This is a genomic window from Vagococcus sp. QWL-13 (assembly GCF_058683555.1).
Genome location: NZ_CM178746.1, coordinates 532,347 through 549,251 on the forward strand (window position 1 = coordinate 532,347; position 16,905 = coordinate 549,251).

At 35.9% G+C, this 16,905-nt stretch carries 14 protein-coding genes and 1 pseudogene; 11 read left to right on the top strand and 4 right to left on the bottom strand.

The annotated features are described in order from the left end of the window. Positions 1 to 93: 93 nt before the first annotated feature. The 6 genes from AC4PHI_RS02590 (at position 94) to AC4PHI_RS02615 (ending at position 8,385) form a co-directional block, all read left to right on the top strand. Complete coding sequence (locus AC4PHI_RS02590) at positions 94 to 2,781, top strand: GH25 family lysozyme (RefSeq protein WP_492200771.1); 2,688 nt, start codon at positions 94 to 96, stop codon at positions 2,779 to 2,781. A 109-nt stretch (positions 2,782 to 2,890) separates the two neighbouring features. Then, a complete protein-coding gene (locus AC4PHI_RS02595) occupies positions 2,891 to 4,117 on the top strand; it encodes a glycosyltransferase family 4 protein (protein ID WP_492200772.1) in 1,227 nt (408 codons plus the stop codon). A 14-nt stretch (positions 4,118 to 4,131) separates the two neighbouring features. Then, positions 4,132 to 5,151, top strand: coding sequence for a polysaccharide biosynthesis protein (locus AC4PHI_RS02600; protein WP_492201519.1), 1,020 nt, complete (start codon positions 4,132 to 4,134; stop codon positions 5,149 to 5,151). Beyond that, positions 5,151 to 6,260 carry a capsular polysaccharide biosynthesis protein CapF gene (locus AC4PHI_RS02605; RefSeq protein WP_492200773.1) on the top strand — a complete coding sequence of 370 codons (1,110 nt, stop codon included), beginning with the start codon at positions 5,151 to 5,153 and terminating at the stop codon, positions 6,258 to 6,260. The genes AC4PHI_RS02600 and AC4PHI_RS02605 overlap by 1 nt, the downstream gene beginning before the upstream one ends. 1 nt (position 6,261) lies before the next feature. Then, a complete protein-coding gene (gene wecB, locus AC4PHI_RS02610) occupies positions 6,262 to 7,386 on the top strand; it encodes a non-hydrolyzing UDP-N-acetylglucosamine 2-epimerase (protein ID WP_492200774.1) in 1,125 nt (374 codons plus the stop codon). A gap of 3 nt (positions 7,387 to 7,389) precedes the next feature. Next, positions 7,390 to 8,385 carry a glycosyltransferase gene (locus AC4PHI_RS02615; RefSeq protein ID WP_492200775.1) on the top strand — a complete coding sequence of 332 codons (996 nt, stop codon included), beginning with the start codon at positions 7,390 to 7,392 and terminating at the stop codon, positions 8,383 to 8,385. Between the two features lie 486 nt (positions 8,386 to 8,871). Here AC4PHI_RS02615 and AC4PHI_RS02620 read toward each other — a convergent pair whose 3' ends face one another. The 4 genes and pseudogenes from AC4PHI_RS02620 to AC4PHI_RS02635 all read right to left on the bottom strand — a co-directional run. After that, positions 8,872 to 9,114 carry a transposase gene (locus AC4PHI_RS02620; protein ID WP_492201520.1) on the bottom strand — a complete coding sequence of 81 codons (243 nt, stop codon included), beginning with the start codon at positions 9,112 to 9,114 and terminating at the stop codon, positions 8,872 to 8,874. A gap of 149 nt (positions 9,115 to 9,263) precedes the next feature. Beyond that, a complete protein-coding gene (locus AC4PHI_RS02625; RefSeq protein ID WP_492200776.1) occupies positions 9,264 to 9,569 on the bottom strand; it encodes a transposase in 306 nt (101 codons plus the stop codon). Between the two features lie 25 nt (positions 9,570 to 9,594). After that, positions 9,595 to 9,810, bottom strand: coding sequence for a hypothetical protein (locus AC4PHI_RS02630; protein WP_492201613.1), 216 nt, complete (start codon positions 9,808 to 9,810; stop codon positions 9,595 to 9,597). After that, positions 9,811 to 10,024, bottom strand: a pseudogene (locus tag AC4PHI_RS02635) (ISL3 family transposase); the annotation flags it as partial. A 1,217-nt stretch (positions 10,025 to 11,241) separates the two neighbouring features. Here AC4PHI_RS02635 and AC4PHI_RS02640 point away from each other — a divergent pair. The 5 genes from AC4PHI_RS02640 to AC4PHI_RS02660 all read left to right on the top strand — a co-directional run bounded on the left by AC4PHI_RS02640 (position 11,242) and on the right by AC4PHI_RS02660 (position 15,943). Continuing rightward, positions 11,242 to 12,078 (top strand): glycosyltransferase, encoded by an 837-nt coding sequence (locus AC4PHI_RS02640; protein ID WP_492200777.1) that lies wholly within the window; start codon positions 11,242 to 11,244, stop codon positions 12,076 to 12,078. A gap of 22 nt (positions 12,079 to 12,100) precedes the next feature. Beyond that, a complete protein-coding gene (locus tag AC4PHI_RS02645; protein WP_492200778.1) occupies positions 12,101 to 13,282 on the top strand; it encodes an O-antigen polymerase in 1,182 nt (393 codons plus the stop codon). An 11-nt stretch (positions 13,283 to 13,293) separates the two neighbouring features. Continuing rightward, entirely contained in the window at positions 13,294 to 14,322 is a 1,029-nt protein-coding gene (locus tag AC4PHI_RS02650; RefSeq protein ID WP_492200779.1) for a hypothetical protein, read from the top strand. A 103-nt stretch (positions 14,323 to 14,425) separates the two neighbouring features. Further along, complete coding sequence (locus AC4PHI_RS02655; protein ID WP_492201521.1) at positions 14,426 to 15,205, top strand: glycosyltransferase family 2 protein; 780 nt, start codon at positions 14,426 to 14,428, stop codon at positions 15,203 to 15,205. Between the two features lie 27 nt (positions 15,206 to 15,232). Next, complete coding sequence (locus AC4PHI_RS02660) at positions 15,233 to 15,943, top strand: glycosyltransferase (RefSeq protein WP_492200780.1); 711 nt, start codon at positions 15,233 to 15,235, stop codon at positions 15,941 to 15,943. Positions 15,944 to 16,905: the final 962 nt, after the last annotated feature.

The window sequence follows — 16,905 nt, forward strand, 5'->3', positions numbered from 1 at the left end:
CGATAATTATTTTTAGTTGCTAATTCATAATTGATAATTGAAAGGAAAGAATAATTGAGACGTATTAGATTTCGGAAAATAGGGGTATTTTTTTTGGTAGCGTCATTGATTTTGAGTCCAGTGGTATATGCAAATGAACTTTCTAGTGATGGTCAAAATGGAATTGAGGAAGCCGACCCAGGATTAGAGGCAGTAGATGTTGACTCAACTTCGGAAGTAGTTAACGAAATAACAATTGTCAATCAGCAAACAGTCAACACCCAGCTGGAATTTTTGGGCAACGAGTACAACTTGTATGACAATCCAGGCAGTTTGCGTGGGGCCAATGAATTGTTGCTTGGCAGTGATTATAAAGGGACTGTGGTTACCGGCGAGGCATTGTACACGACTTCAGACGGAGAACAGCATTATAATTTTAGGTTAGGGCATCGTTACTATTGGGCCAATAGCAAGGCGTTCCAACAATCAATCACGATCACCAAAATGGAAGGGGTCCGAGTGCAGCTGGAATTTTTGGGCAATGAGTACAACTTGTATGACAATCCAGGCAGTTTGCGTGGGGCCAATGAATTGTTGCTTGGCAGTGATTATAAAGGGACTGTGGTTACCGGCGAGGCATTGTACACGACTTCAGACGGAGAACAGCATTATAATTTTAGGTTAGGGCATCGTTACTATTGGGCCAACAGCAAGGCGTTCCAACAACCAATCACGATCACCAAAATGGAAGGGGTCCGAGTGCAGCTGGAATTTTTGGGCAATGAGTACAACTTGTATGACAATCCAGGCAGTTTGCGTGGGGCCAATGAATTGTTGCTTGGCAGTGATTATAAAGGGACTGTGGTTACCGGCGAGGCATTGTACACGACTTCAGACGGAGAACAGCATTATAATTTTAGGTTAGGGCATCGTTACTATTGGGCCAATAGCAAGGCGTTCCAACAATCAATCACGATCACCAAAATGGAAGGGGTCCGAGTGCAGCTGGAATTTTTGGGCAATGAGTACAACTTGTATGACAATCCAGGCAGTTTGCGTGGGGCCAATGAATTGTTGCTTGGCAGTGATTATAAAGGGACTGTGGTTACCGGCGAGGCATTGTACACGACTTCAGACGGAGAACAGCATTATAATTTTAGGTTAGGGCATCGTTACTATTGGGCCAACAGCAAGGCGTTCCAACAACCAATCACGATCACCAAAATGGAAGGGGTCCGAGTGCAGCTGGAATTTTTGGGCAACGAGTACAACTTGTATGACAATCCAGGCAGTTTGCGTGGGGCCAATGAATTGTTGCTTGGCAGTGATTATAAAGGGACTGTGGTTACCGGCGAGGCATTGTACACGACTTCAGACGGAGAACAGCATTATAATTTTAGGTTAGGGCATCGTTACTATTGGGCCAATAGCAAGGCGTTCCAACAATCAATCACGATCACCAAAATGGAAGGGGTCCGAGTGCAGCTGGAATTTTTGGGCAATGAGTACAACTTGTATGACAATCCAGGCAGTTTGCGTGGGGCCAATGAATTGTTGCTTGGCAGTGATTATAAAGGGACTGTGGTTACCGGCGAGGCATTGTACACGACTTCAGACGGAGAACAGCATTATAATTTTAGGTTAGGGCATCGTTATTACTGGATGAACAGTAAGGGTTTGAAAAGAATAATCACAATAGTCAAACAAGAGGCAGTGAATGTGGCGTTACAGATAGTTAATGGAAGCTATGACATGTATAATACACCTCAAAATCTTAAAAATGCAACGAAGTTGAAATTATCTTCTAATCATTTAAATGATAGAATCAGAGGAAGTGCTCTCTACACTCTTTCTGACGGAAGCAGACACTATAATTTTAAATTAGGAGAAAGTTACTACTGGATTGATGAGAGGGCTGTAATAAAGTCGCCGTACAGCAGACGTTCTGCCAAAGCTGATTTTATAGATGTGTCTAACCACCAAGGAGATTTAAGTCAGAGTTTTTATAGTGGGTTAAGTGCTCAAGGAATTCAAGGGGTAGTTTTGAAAGTCAGTGAAGGAACAGGATTCTTTGACCAATATGCAAAAAATAATTATCAAAGAGCACGGAATGCTGGTCTGGTGACAGGGGCGTACCACTTTGCGCGTTACCAGTCAGCTAATGGAGCGATTGCCGAAGCAAATTATTTTGATTCCAAATTGAAGGAAATCAATTTTGATAAAGGAAGCAATGGTTATGTTGTTCTTGATGTTGAACATGGGATTGCGGCTAATGCAACAAATCAGACAATTATGGCGAATGCTTTTATAAATAGATTAAGACAGTTGGGATATAGAAATGTGGACGTGTATGTTGGAGATTATTATTTGAAGAGTAACCTTCATGCGAATGGACTTGCGGTAAGTAATCCTTGGATTGCAGGCTATCCGGGAACAGCGGACCAATCAGTCTCTTCCATCACTCATGTAGGAGGGATGGGAGCATGGCAGTTTACTGATAGATATCCAGTGGGAAGCTATCATTTGGATGCAAGTGTTGATTACAGCGGGAAATATACAGGAGTCAGCTCTGGGAATTATTTAACTGGAATAAAAATGGATGATTTTAAAATGATCCTAAAAGCCGGACCGATATATTCTCGTCCAGGAGCATTTGCCCACAGCACAATAGTGGGTAATTTAAGTACATATTTGAATAAAAATATTCAGATAGTTTCTAAGATTATAACAAGCGGTGGTGTGTACTATGAATTAGTGCATGGAAGCAGCTCGATTGGTTATGTAATGGAGACAGACCTTTAAAGCAATTATGACAGCTAATAGCTTGAATCAATTGATTGTTGGCTATCAATGTTATTGATTTTATGATATAATGCTAGTTGATTTTGGAGTAATTGAGTGGAGACTGGGTATGAAAATATTGATAGTAAGTCAGAGTTTTTATCCTGACAATTTTAAAATAAATGAATTGATAAAGGATTTTGCTAAGGAAGGCAACGAAATAACTGTCCTCAGCGGCCTAGGAGATTATACGACTGGGAAAATCCATGAAAAGTATCGTTTTTTTAAAAATAGGACAGAAGTTTATAATGGATGCACGATCAAGAGGGTAAGAACTTTTTCCAGAAGAAAAGGACCGATTTTCCGGTCCCTCAATTATTTATCGTTTGCTTTTTTCGGCTCTTTATGGGGATGGTTCACAAAACAAACTTTTGACATCGTTTATGTATATCAACCTTCGCCTGCAACGATGATTTTTCCGGGAATCATCGTTGCCAAGCGCAATAAAATCCCATTATTAGTCTATTGTTTAGATATCTGGCCTGAGGCACTGAAAGCGATGAATATACAAGAACACAGCATTGTTTTCAAAATCGTGCACAGGATGAGCAGGTATATGTATAATCAAGCTGATCATATCCTAGTAAGTTCCCATTCGTTTATGGAATATCTCCACCAAGAAAACCAAGTGTCTTATGAAAAAATGGACTATCTTCCGCAACATGCCGAGGATAATCGCCACCAGACAATGGGGGAACCAGCTATGGATATTCCAACAGCAGAAGTTAATTTTGTATACACCGGAAACATTGGCTATGTTCAAGATGTTGAAACAATCATTCGTGCAGTGGATGAGATTAACATAAACCAATCTTTTCTTTTTCATATCGTCGGCGGGGGTTCTAATTTTGAAAATTGTGTCAAACTTTCAAAAGAATTGGCTGTTGAAGATCGTATTGTTTTTTACGGCAACCAACCAGCAGACAGGATGCCTGTTTTTAACGAACTTGCCGATGCTTTTTTGTTGACCTTAGAATTTGAAAATAAAATCGGTTTGACTATCCCTGCCAAATTGCAAGGATACATGGCTGCGGGCAAGCCTGTCATCGCCGCAATTGATGGAGATGCTAAAATTGTTATATCCGAAGCACAGTGTGGTCTATGTGTTTCCTCGTCAGATGCGGTATCTTTGGCGAGAGCTGTTGAAAAGTTTGTTCAGCTGCCAATAGAAGAAAAAAAAATACTGGGAGAAAATTCTTTAGCTTACTACAAAGAGCATTTTAACAAAGATAAGTTTGTGAATGTGACTTTGGATAAGATGGCAGAAATGGTAAATAAAGAGGAAGAAGGAATATGAAAATGACCGACACTATGTTTGAAAACAAAGTATTGATGATTACTGGAGGGACTGGTTCTTTCGGCAATGCTGTTATGGAGAGATTTTTGAACACGAAAATCAGAGAAATCCGTATTTTTTCTAGAGATGAAAAAAAACAAGACGATATGCGCAAGCAGTATAAAAATGATAAGTTGAAATTTTATATTGGTGACGTACGGGATTATCAGAGTATCCGAAATGCGATTCATGGTGTAGATTACGTTTTCCATGCCGCTGCATTAAAGCAGGTCCCTTCATGTGAATTTTTCCCGTTAGAGGCTGTAAAGACGAATGTCTTAGGTACTGAAAATGTTCTGCAGGCGGCAATTGATGAGGGAGTGAAAAAAGTCATTTGTTTATCTACGGATAAAGCTGCGTACCCGATCAATGCTATGGGGATTTCCAAGGCAATGATGGAGAAAGTTTTTGTAGCAAAATCGCGTACGGTACCAGAAGATAAAACATTGATTTGCGGCACAAGATATGGGAATGTCATGGCTTCTAGAGGCTCGGTGATCCCATTGTTTATAGAACAAATAAAAACAAATCAGCCGTTGACTGTAACTAATCCGGAAATGACAAGATATTTAATGAGTCTGGAAGAAGCCGTTGAACTGGTGATTTTTGCGTTTAAAAATGCTAAATCCGGCGATATAATGGTGCAAAAATCGCCCGCATCCACCATTGAGGATTTGGCACAGGCGGTTAAAGAGTTATTTAATTATAAAGAAGAAGTAAAAATTATTGGGACTCGTCATGGGGAAAAGCTTTATGAGACGCTATTGACGAAAGAGGAGTATTCAAAAGCAGAAGATGCAGGAGATTTCTACCGTATTCCTGCAGATAACAGAGATTTGAACTATGATAAATATTTCGGTAACGGTTTAGAAGAATTAAGTGGTGAACAAGAGTATAATTCTCACAACACAACGAGACTTTCTGTAGAGGAAGTAAAAGCCAAATTGCTGACTTTAGACTATGTAAACAGCGAACTAGAGAGTTGGGAAAGCTGATGAATATCTTAATTACAGGAGCAAATGGGTTCATTGGAAGAAATTTAGCAAGTGAGTTGAACAACAGAGGCTATCACGAATTGTTTTTGGCGGACAAGGAAACTTCTGCAGCTGAACTTGAGATGTTTTGTCAAAAAGCGGAATTTGTATTCCACCTTGCGGGAGTGAATCGACCAAAAAAGGAGGAAGAGTTTCAAGAGGGAAATACTGGCTTTACAAATACGTTGCTGAATTTACTGGAAAAACATAAAAATAAAGCACCGATCATGATTTCCTCTTCTACTCAGGCAGATTTAGACAATCCTTATGGGAAGAGTAAAAATGATAGTGAGCATCTTATCAAGGAATATGGTGAAAAAAATCATATTCAAACATTTATTTACAGATTTCCTAATGTGTTTGGCAAGTGGAGCCGTCCAAACTACAATAGTGCTATTGCCACATTTTGTTATAATATTGCTCATGGTCTTGAAATCACTGTGAATGATCCCAAAGTAGTGCTGACTCTGGTCTATATAGATGATTTAGTAAATGAGTTGATCGAAGCACTGAAAGGAAAAGAGTCACGGGATGGTGATTTTTGCTTTGTTCCGGTGGTTTATAAGCAGACATTGGGCTGGATTGCAGAAACGATACAGTCCTTTAAGGAAAGCAGAAAGAATCTGCAGGTTCCTGATATGGGAAATGAATTGACTAAAAAATTATACAGTACTTACTTGAGTTTTCTGCCAGAAGATGATTTTTCTTATGAGTTGAAAATGAATGTTGACGATCGCGGTTCCTTTACTGAGTTTTTGCGTACGGAAAATGCGGGTCAAGTATCCATCAACATCTCGAAACCGGGAATCGTGAAAGGAAATCACTGGCATCATACAAAAAACGAAAAATTTCTTGTGGTTAAGGGCAATGGGGTCATTCGTTTTAGACAACCTGATTCAGATGCAATCATCAGTTACTTTGTGGGTGATGACAAATTAGAAGTAGTGGATATCCCCGTGGGTTACACGCATAATATAGAAAATTTGGGGAGCGAAGATATGGTGACGGTCATGTGGGTCAATGAACCCTTTGATCCTAGTGCTCCCGATACGTTCTTTTTGGAGGTATAGTGTGAAAAAATTAAAAGTGATGACAGTGGTAGGCACAAGGCCTGAAATCATCCGCCTTGCTGCCGTAATCGATAAATTGGAAAAAAGTGAAGCAATTCATCATATTATTGTCCACACAGGACAAAACTATGATTATGAATTAAATGAAGTTTTTTTCAAGGACTTCAATTTGAGGAAGCCAGATTATTTTCTGGATTCAGCAGTTGGGACAGCTATTGAGACTATCGGTAATATTTTAATCAACATTGAAAAAGTTTTAGATAAAGAAAATCCAGAAGCTTTATTAGTTCTCGGAGATACTAACAGTTGTTTGAGTGCCATCGCTGCGAAAAGAAGAAAAATTCCGATTTTCCATATGGAGGCTGGCAACCGCTGTTTTGACCAACGAGTACCAGAAGAAACAAATAGAAAAATCGTGGATCATACGGCAGATATTAATCTAACGTATAGTGATATTGCTAGAGAGTATTTGTTAAGAGAAGGACTTCCCGCTGACAGAGTAATCAAGACTGGCAGCCCTATGTTTGAAGTATTGATGTCGAAAAAGAAGGATATTGAAAACTCTGATATCTTGGAAAAGCTGCAATTGAAAAAAGACGATTATTTCGTTGTTTCTGCACACCGGGAAGAGAATATCAATTCTGAGAAAAACTTCTTCAATTTGATTAATAGCTTGAACAAAGTTGCTGAGGAGTATGAGTTGCCGATACTTGTCAGTACTCATCCGCGAACCAGAAAGATGATTGAGGAAAAGAAGGTTACATTGAATCCTCTGATTATCTTATCAAAACCTCTAGGATTTATTGACTATAATCATCTTCAAATCAATGCTAAAGCAGTTTTGAGTGATAGCGGGACGATCAGCGAGGAATCTTCCATACTTGGTTTTAAGGCTTTAAATATCCGTGAAGCTCATGAAAGACCGGAAGCCATGGAGGAAGCCAGTGTGATGATGGTGGGCCTCAGTGAGGAAAGAATTATGCAAGGTCTAACAGTTCTGGAAACGCAAGAAAAAAGCACATTGCGACAGGTGTTTGATTATTCTATGCCTAATGTCTCAGAGAAGGTATTAAGAATTATTTTATCTTACACAGATTATGTTAATCGCATTGTATGGAGAGAATAAAAAATGAAATATTTAGTTTACAACGTAGCAGCTGATGGAGGTGGAGCCCTATCCATTCTCCAAATGTACTATGAAAAATTTTCCAAAGATACAGAAAACGACTATGTTTTTTTAATAAGCACTCCCGAGTTGACATCAACTGAAAATGTTACAGTTATTAATAAAAGGTGGATAAAAAAAAGTTGGTTTCATCGTTTATTCTTTGAATATTTTTGCGTGAGAAAAATCATTAGAGAATATGGTGTTGACAAAATTATTTCATTACAAAATATTCTGGTTCCCAATGTCAGTCAACCGCAAACTCTATTGGTGCAGAATGCCATGCCGTTTACTACTGTCAATTTTTCGATACGTCATGATATGAAACTTTGGGTTTATAAACATTTGATTTCAAAAAAAATCATCAAGTCAATCCGCCAGGCGGACGAGGTGATTGTTCAGACCGAGTGGATGGCTGATGAAGTAAAAAAAACAAAAAAAAACTGTCACGCTGTTAAAGTTGAAAAACCATATTATGAAATAGAAATCCCTGAGCTATTAGCTCGAGAAACAATAGATAGAGCTGTATTCTTTTATCCTGCTAGTGGGGAAAGTTATAAAAATCATCAAGTCATAGTTGAAGCTGCAAAGGGGCTTGTGACACAAAATAGGCAATTTAAAGTGATCTTCACTCTAAAAGGAGATGAAAATTCATTTGTAGAGAAATTATTCAATGAAGCTCAGAAATACCGGTTACCTATTCAGTTTGCTGGTAAAATGAGTCAGGAACAAGTATTTGGCTATTATTGTAAAACGATTTTGATTTTTCCTTCATTGTTGGAAACAGTTGGATTGCCGTTAATGGAGGCAAAAAAAGCAGGGGCATCAATTATTGCTGCTGATTTGCCGTATGCGAGGGAAGTGCTGGCAGGATATGAGACAAAGACGTTTTTCGCTAATCCTTTAGATAGTGCAGATTTTCAAAAAAAAATGAGTCAACTAATACCAGATAAAAAGTGAAGACAGATAAAAGAAACGTATGCTTAAAGAAATAGAACAACTAAAATTTTGACTCCTCCAACAAATTATATGATAGGTTTGCCCTAAATGATAAAAACAGGCAGTATTATGGGGGAGGGGAAGAATCATTTCAGTTAGGACAGACTTTCAATTTGGGACTTAGCTTGGCATAAATGACTAAGGTGTTTTGATGACGGGCGTTTTCTTGAGAAACTTTTGAAATAATTAAATGAGAGTCTACAATTTTTAGCATTTTTTTGATATGATGAGACAAAGCATATCATCCTTTCTTGTGGTTATTTGACGTGATTTAATGGCTCTTGGTCAAATAGGACTGATGAGTAAAAATGGCTCTTAGTCAAATGATGTGGATGGCTAGAATTTAACCGAAATTAAATAACAAACTTAGACAACTTCGCGTAGATAAGCGGAGTTGTCTTTTGGGTTTGTCAGTTTAAAACTGACAAGAATACGATGCTTAAAGTGTTAAAAGGTACGATAGCCATAAGCAGTCCATTTAATGGCCTTGATTTTATTGATAAGCCCTTCCAGAGGACCATTAGAATAAGGATACTTGAAGGTGTTTTCAATTCTCTTTAGATGTTTATTAAGTGTTTTGACCGAGGTTTTCATATAGAGTGGCACCTCTGGTTTTACTGATGCCAGATTCTGTTTGAACCTTTTAAAATCATTTTTGAGCCTAATAAAGCAGCTTTTGATACAGCTGATAGGTTGCTTTTAAAGTGGGGTCAAGAGCAAGAAGGTAAGCCACAATTTCTGTTTCAGCATCGGCTTTTAATTAAACGCTGATACGAATAGTCTTGGTAATTAAGATGAGTGGCCGATTTTAACATCAATCGCCAGTAACGCTTCAATTTTCAATAATCTTTCATTTTTTCGTGTTCAGTACCAAACAACTTCTCCATAAAAGCTACCCGTGTTTGATTAAGAGCACGTGACATAAGTTGAACGACATGAAAAAGATCGATAATAATTTTAGCATTCGGAAAGAGTTCTGTAATGACGGAAAAATAATCGGCATTCATATCAATCACAATCTTTTTAACTTGGGTAAGTGCTTTGAAGGAATACCTGGAAAAATAATCACGTAAGGTTTTCTGTAACCTATTGGGGAAGATATCAATGATCTTGCGTGTGGAAGCATCACAAAAAATAAAGCTCATTTTCTTTGTGATATGTTTGAGCGACTTAAATTCGTGTGGTCGTAGTAGGAGAGACACCGTGACGACGGGCTAAAACCTTCATCGAAAGTTCAATGGCAATGGATTGTTTGACTCTATTGGCACACCCTGCGTCAACTTCAGGGTAGGCAGCAACAAAAGTCGTTTGACATTCACGACAAAAAAGTGTTGTTTTTTCAATTGAATGAATTTCTTCATCCACACCAAAAATTATACAACCCAAAATCCTGATTCTAATGTTACGAAATGATTTAAAGTCGTAGGGAACTCGCTTCAGTGTTTTAATATGGGGGTATTCTGGCTTCCAATTAGCCATTGGAATAAGGGGAAATAAGGGCATTGGCAATACCAACTTCATACTTTAATAGCTTTTGTACTTTTTGTTTGAACTCTTCATCAAGATGTTCTGGCAAATCTTTTAAGTGTTTGAAAAACAATATCCTTGTTGCTAAAGGTAAATAATTTTTTATTCCGCATACTTATGGGGAGTATTTTCGTTACTATTTTTTCTAATTTTCTAAATAGCAAAATAAATAAGGAATAATTAAATTTTTTGCAATAATAGAAGAAAAATATAAATTCATGTATAATGTGAATGGAGCAATTAGCAGGGCCTCTGCATGATAAAAATTTTTTAAAAAATGTCTTGTGAGTGCGTCTTGTTTAGTCACAAATATGTTGGAAAATAGTATGATTGGGAACTATAAAAATCTGGCAGAAAGCACCATTGATTTTGAGTACTTTTATTTTAAAATTTGTGATGACAGAAGTTGTTTTGGCTAACGTCTTGCTTCTTATTTTTATGACTTGGAAAAACAATGTGGTATATTGCTTGCAGGCGATCAATATTTTGAATGAGACAATTCATATTTTTTGTTATTTATAGGTCTGGAGAATTTTTTAAAAATAGCCATCTGACCTATGGTAGTGAAATTACTCAGTGTTGTATTAATTTTGTCATAGTCTCAAAAGAAGACTTCAGCCTATACACGCTGATGCTAACCCCACCACAATTTTTCAGGAAACCTACCATATGATCCTACCTGAAAAAAATTTTATAGAATCAGCCAGCTCAAATTAAAATTAAATGGTCACATTTTACCATCCCTTCAACTTTTTATTTTTCAAGTTGCAAGATAAGTTTGCGTGATTTTAAATAAGGCAATGTTGGGTTAGCCTGCTAATGACGAAGAGATGTTTTTTGGAAGTGCGGATAAATTGGGAAATTATCTTATCCGTTGTCACAGCCCCTGAGTATGCTAAAATTGCCGAGAATATCCTATGCTTTTCTAAAGTAAATTTAAAGCAAGAGAATAAATATATATAAATTATCTAATGCTGACAGTTATTTGCCTGCTTTTCTATGTTGTTTTAGGGGGAATAGATATCAATCAAATGATTGTATGAAGGTGTATGGAGATATGTAGTAGTCGGGTTTAACATGTTTGTGCTGGTGTTTTCGATTGGGAATATCAAGGTTCATCAATGAAAACACTATTGATTCAGTTTGATGTCGAAGACTTTACAGTTATTTCTTTGAAAAGAGGAGATTAACAAGAAGATATCGACAAAGGCTTTCAGAAGTACCGGAATTAAAATCAGCAGATAAGTTAGAAATTATGATGCAGCAAATTTTCTCGAAAGAAGGGTTGAGATGTTGACAATAGTGATTGTTTTTTATGGCATTGATTTAGAAGAGTCAATAACTTTAAGCACTTTACTGGAAAACTTAAAAAAAGTCCCTTCTGCTTTAGGAATCCGTGTCATTTTATATGATAACAATAAAGAAAATTCTCAGGAGATTTTTAGCGTTCTAGCATCAAAAACTGAATTCAATCTGTGTTATAAGCATAATCCTGATAATCCCGGAATTGCAGTGGCTTACAACTTTGCTTTAAAAAAAGCGGAAATTTTAGGTTCTGAATGGCTGATGCTGCTGGACCAAGACACACATCTTACACTTGAGTATCTGACAGAAGTGCTTAGTGAAATTAAAAAGGGCAATTTGACAGAAGTTGCGATGGTTCCTCAAATTAAAGACCCGCTAAAGCATAATTTGCTTAGTCCAGTTCTGAAAGAATCCGCAGATGCTGTCTTACCAGGAACTTACACCAATTTAATGGCAATAAACTCAGGAATGATTGCCCAGGTTAAATTTTTAGAAGAAATTCACGGGTTTAATTTGGAGTATCCTCTAGACTATTTGGATTATTGGTTTTTCCAGATAATAAAAGAAAAAAGCCGATCTGTGAAGATTTTAAGAAGTGAAATTGTTCATGATCTGTCAGTTAAAAATTTAAGACAAGTCAGTGCCCAGCGCTATGAAAATATTTTGTTTTATGAAAAAAAATTTATAACAGAATTTCAACCAGAGAAGCTGAAAAATTATTATGTGCATAGTGTGTTGAGATTGCTGAAGTGTTTAGTGATTTCTCCCTCTAAGATAAAAATTATTCTGAAGATTATGTTGAAAGATGTTACTGGAATGTAACTATCGACAGGAGGTGAACGTTTTGCAAAAGAAAATAATGCTCAACCCTTTCTCGATTTTTTTTATTATTATTTTAGGCTTATTAATTATATATTCGTTAAATTGGTCAAAACTAAACGAAGCGTTAACTTTCCCCTTGATGCTGTTTCTTGTTTTTGTACTCATAAGCTTGCTGTTATTTTCAAAAATATACAATAGGATATTTCCAGAGGGAACTTTCTCGAAGAAATCTTTTAGAATTAACCTTATTCCATGGACACTGTTGGCATTATTATCTATGGGTGCAGAGTTTGCTTATGAAAAAGCAATTCCGATTGTTGAAATTTTGATTTTCAAAAGTGGATATGATTATTCCGGTTTTGGGGGGATACCAGGATTTCATGTGTTTGCTGTAACGTTTATTTCTTTTATGGGGTTATACACCTGGCAATTATTTTTAGAAGAAAAGAAATGGTATCTAATAACCCTATCTGTTTTATTTGCTTCTTTTCCAATGATGCTTTTTAATCGTGGGGGGTTCATTATGAATCTTTCTTCAATGTTTTTTATTTTTTTTCTACACAAGAAAACAATGATTATCAAATTAAAATATTTATTTGTTTTTGCGGTAGTGCTAATATTTTTTTTGTATGGCTTTGGGATTTTTGGGAATTTACGCTCTGATCCAGAAAATGCAGCTAAAAATATCACAGATAGTTCCTTTATTTTAAGAGTGGGACAAGCAACAGATGAATTCAAACATTCTCCTGTTCCCGATCCTTTTTTCTGGGCATATTTATATGCAAGTACTCCAATTGCTAACCTACAATACATGATAGAGAAAATTGAACCAAGCAATGACAATACTCTTTTTATAACGCAAACAGTATTTCCTGATTTTGTAGGAAAAAGAGTGGAAGAAAAAATTGGTAGAACGGTCCAACAAGACCAAAGACGTTCGCCTGTATTTAATGTTTCAACTATGTTTATTTCTTCTTTTAAAACATTAGGCTTTTTTGGCATGATATTGACTTATTTTTATCTTGTTTTTTTTATTTTCTTTTATTCATACATGATGAAGTATATGCATACTACGAAAACAATTGGTTTTGCCATCCTATGTACTATTGCAATTTTCAATATGTTTGACAATATGTTAGTGTTTTCTGGATTGAGTTTTCAGCTAGTTTATCCAGTAATATTTTGGATTTATAAAAAATTATAGAGGGTGTAAAAATGTCTTTTAAACTGGAAATGAAAAATATTGGAAAGTTTCTTTATCGCAGAAAATGGTTGATTTTACTTTTAGTCTTGGTTGCATTAATTGGCGGTATTTTATATAATATGACAGTAAAAAGTCCCAACGACACCATAGAACAAGAGGAATCACAGGAAGTTTTTATTTCGGAATTTGCCTTGTCAATAGAAAACAATCAAGGTCAAGCTTTTGCAAGTGTTGCCCAACTCAAAACTATGTTGATAAACGAGGATCAGATAGAAAAATTATCTGATGCAGGTGTTCAAATTGAAAGAGAGGAATTAGATCAAAGTGTTAACACCTTTGTAAGAACCTCCAAAGGTGAGGTTATTTTTATCCGTGTGGTGCATGAGGACAAAGAATATGTAAATAAGATTTCTAATTTTCTTTATAGCCAGATGTTCTCAAGTGATTTTGATTATGTAAAAAACAAGGTGGTTTTATCTGTGATGAAACCAACACAAGCAACCTCTGAAATTCCTATATATTATGATATTTTTTCTACAACTGATGAATCTATGTTACCTGTGGACGTGAGTGCAACAGTAAAAGGAAGCAGTAAGGTGTCATTAATCGTCTTTATTCTGATAGGATTGATTTTCGGTATCATGATATCACTAGCAGTTGATATCTTCAACAAAAAGATATATTCTATTGGCTACATTGAAGAAGTTGTTAATCAAGACGTCAAAATCATTGATGGAAGCTTTGACAGCCCTTCGACAATTTTGAATAAAATAAATATTATTAGTATGATTGATGAACGAAATAAATTTTTGGCACTACTGCAGGAAGGATCCAATTCAAAACTGTTTGAAGATTTGCAAGGTAGCGAAGGGATTGTTGTTTCTACAAAAATGACCGTGAAAGATTTAAAAGAATCAAAAAAAATATTGTTGTTTGTAGAGAAATCCTATACAACTATTCAGTGGTTGACTGCCCAGGTCTCTTTATTGGAGGAAATCGATAAAAAAATTATCGTATTTTTCTTTGATGCTTACCATTAGGATCACGTATTGGAAGTTTAAAGAGTTTCAAGGGTTCTCTGCCTATGTTATACTGGTGGAAAACTAAAAGTATTGATAAATGAGGAAAGTGGTACAGTTGAAGATGCAAAAAGTTGTCATTAGTATTGTAACGTATAATAGTCAGTATATTTTTGAGGTTTTGGACAATTTAATAAAACATTTTGCAGATGCTTCAAATGTTAGGATAAAGGTTTTCGATAATAATTCCTCAGCTGACTATAAAAAACAATTAAATGAATATTCGAGGGATGTCGAGATTGTTTTTCACGATGAAAATTTGGGCTTTGGCAGTGCCCATAACTTAAATCTTAAAGATCTTGATGAACCATTGTTTCTGATCTTAAATCCAGATGCTATTATTGATAAAGAGGGCTTAGATGAATTAATCGAGACAATTTTTTTAGAGGAGGATACGGGGTTAGTTGTGCCCAAAATTTTAAATCCAGATGGGACTACTCAATATTTGATCAGAGAAAATGTGTCAGTATTTGATTATGTTCTGAGATATCTTCGTTCGGGGATCATCAAAAAATTGTTTGATAAAAGACTGGCGAAATATGAATGTCGAGATTTATCTGATAATGAAATTGCGCCTGTCAGAATTGGTTCGGGCTGTTGCATGCTGTTAAAGAAAGATGTTTTTAACGCCATAAACGGATTTGATGAACGGTATTTTATGTACTTTGAAGATTATGACCTGTGTTTAAAGCTTGAAAAAACAGGGTATAAAATTTTGTATAATCCTTTTGTAAAGTTTGTGCACTATTATGGGAAAGAGGCTCATAAGAATCAAAAACTCTTTAAAATCTTTATTATTTCAATGATAAGATTTTTCAATAAGTGGGGATGGAAAATATTCTAAGCATGATGATAAAAGAGGGGGGAGAATATGCTTTCGATTTGCATGGCTACGTATAACGGATCAGCTTTCGTTCTTCGCCAACTGGAATCAATTCTTCGTCAACTAAGTGCTAATGATGAAATAATAATAGTCGATGATTGTTCGACTGATCAGACGGGAGTCCTTATTAAAGGCTTGCATGATAATAGAATTCGTTTTTATGTGAATGAAAAAAATATTGGTCCGATAAAAAGCTTTGAGCGAGCGCTATCTTTAGCAAATGGAGAGATTATTTTTTTATCAGATCAGGATGATATTTGGTTGGACAATAAAGTTGACACTGTGTTGAGGAAAATGCAATCAACTGTTAGTGATGTGATTGTTCACGATTCGAAAGTTGTCGATGGAGATTTAAAAAAAATCACTGATTCTTGGAATCAGCTCAACACTAATAATTTGCAACCAACAATCATAAATACAATTATTAAAAATGGTTTTTCTGGATGTATGATGGCTTTTACTTCTGAGGTTGCACAAGAGTCCCTTCCTTTTCCGAAGACAATTGAAATGCATGACCAGTGGCTCGCCTTGAGTGCCTTAATGAATAAAAAAAAGGTAACGATGATTGATGATGTGCTCATGTTATTCATTCGCCATGGCGGAAATGTGACATCCATCCGAAAGAGAAGTTTTTTTGAACGTTTAAAAGGCAGAGTGGGAACTTTAAATGCGGTCATAAAGTATAAGTTAGGTGTTTAAAAAAATCGTAAAAAAATTAGATTATGACTGTTATTATATCTATCTTAAATGGGATGCATTTTTTAAAGTAGCTGAATTTTTGACTAGATTACTCGATGATGGAGTGGAGCACGTATATTGAAATATCAACATTCGATCGATAGTATTCAATATGCTATCGTTTTTTTGTTCTTAGTCAAATGATGTGAACGAGCAGAATCAAGTCCAATGAAGTTATGAAGGCGGCCCATGATCACGTCACAAATATAAGCGGTATCAAGTCTATAACAATTTTTACCTTAAATGCAGTCTTGAAGAGAATAATGAAAAAAATAGCGGCATAAAATCTGCTCTCGTCTTTTGGACAAGGGTTATGTTCTAGTTTGTAGAAGCATCTCAAAAAAATAAAGCTTATTTTTTCGTTACATGATTGATTCCTTAAACTAACCAAAACAAAGAATTTCAGGTGAAACATAGGCAACCTTCTTTCTGAAGGGAAAGCAGCGATAGTCACTCTAATCTGAGAGTTTATATGTTTTTATTTATATAACAAGGTTGGGGGAATGAATAGCTTCATTCCCATGAGAAATTATGATAAGCTATATAGAATAAAGTTGGAAATCATGCTAAAATCATCAAGGGTAATCGCTATGTGCTGAGTAATTACTCTCGTAAATAATATAATAATTATTTAATCTGGCTACTATAAAATTATAATATTAGAATCTTCAAAATTATTTTTTGAGTTGAAAAGTTTGTTAAGAATTGATAAAAATAGATAGTAAGCCTAGTTTATTAAGGTCAATAAGCTTAAAATTAATTAAATTGCTATGTAAGAGCATGACTCTCGTTTAAATTGCTTAAGGTAAAAATAGTATCTAATTTGGTGCCTTTTGCTAGCGGCGAAATATTTAATCCTATTTTCCCCTTTGGTTGGCATGCTTTATTTTGTTGAAGGGAGGAATAATAGCCTCGGGACTGAA

Coding starts and splice junctions, on each gene's coding strand:
- AC4PHI_RS02595 (WP_492200772.1), top strand. CDS start 2,891: ATGAAAATATTGATAGTAAGTCAGAGTTTTTATCCTGACAATTTTAAA.
- AC4PHI_RS02600 (WP_492201519.1), top strand. CDS start 4,132: ATGTTTGAAAACAAAGTATTGATGATTACTGGAGGGACTGGTTCTTTC.
- AC4PHI_RS02605 (WP_492200773.1), top strand. CDS start 5,151: ATGAATATCTTAATTACAGGAGCAAATGGGTTCATTGGAAGAAATTTA.
- AC4PHI_RS02615 (WP_492200775.1), top strand. CDS start 7,390: ATGAAATATTTAGTTTACAACGTAGCAGCTGATGGAGGTGGAGCCCTA.
- AC4PHI_RS02625 (WP_492200776.1), bottom strand. CDS start 9,569: ATGAGCTTTATTTTTTGTGATGCTTCCACACGCAAGATCATTGATATC.
- AC4PHI_RS02640 (WP_492200777.1), top strand. CDS start 11,242: ATGTTGACAATAGTGATTGTTTTTTATGGCATTGATTTAGAAGAGTCA.
- AC4PHI_RS02650 (WP_492200779.1), top strand. CDS start 13,294: ATGTCTTTTAAACTGGAAATGAAAAATATTGGAAAGTTTCTTTATCGC.
- AC4PHI_RS02655 (WP_492201521.1), top strand. CDS start 14,426: ATGCAAAAAGTTGTCATTAGTATTGTAACGTATAATAGTCAGTATATT.
- AC4PHI_RS02660 (WP_492200780.1), top strand. CDS start 15,233: ATGCTTTCGATTTGCATGGCTACGTATAACGGATCAGCTTTCGTTCTT.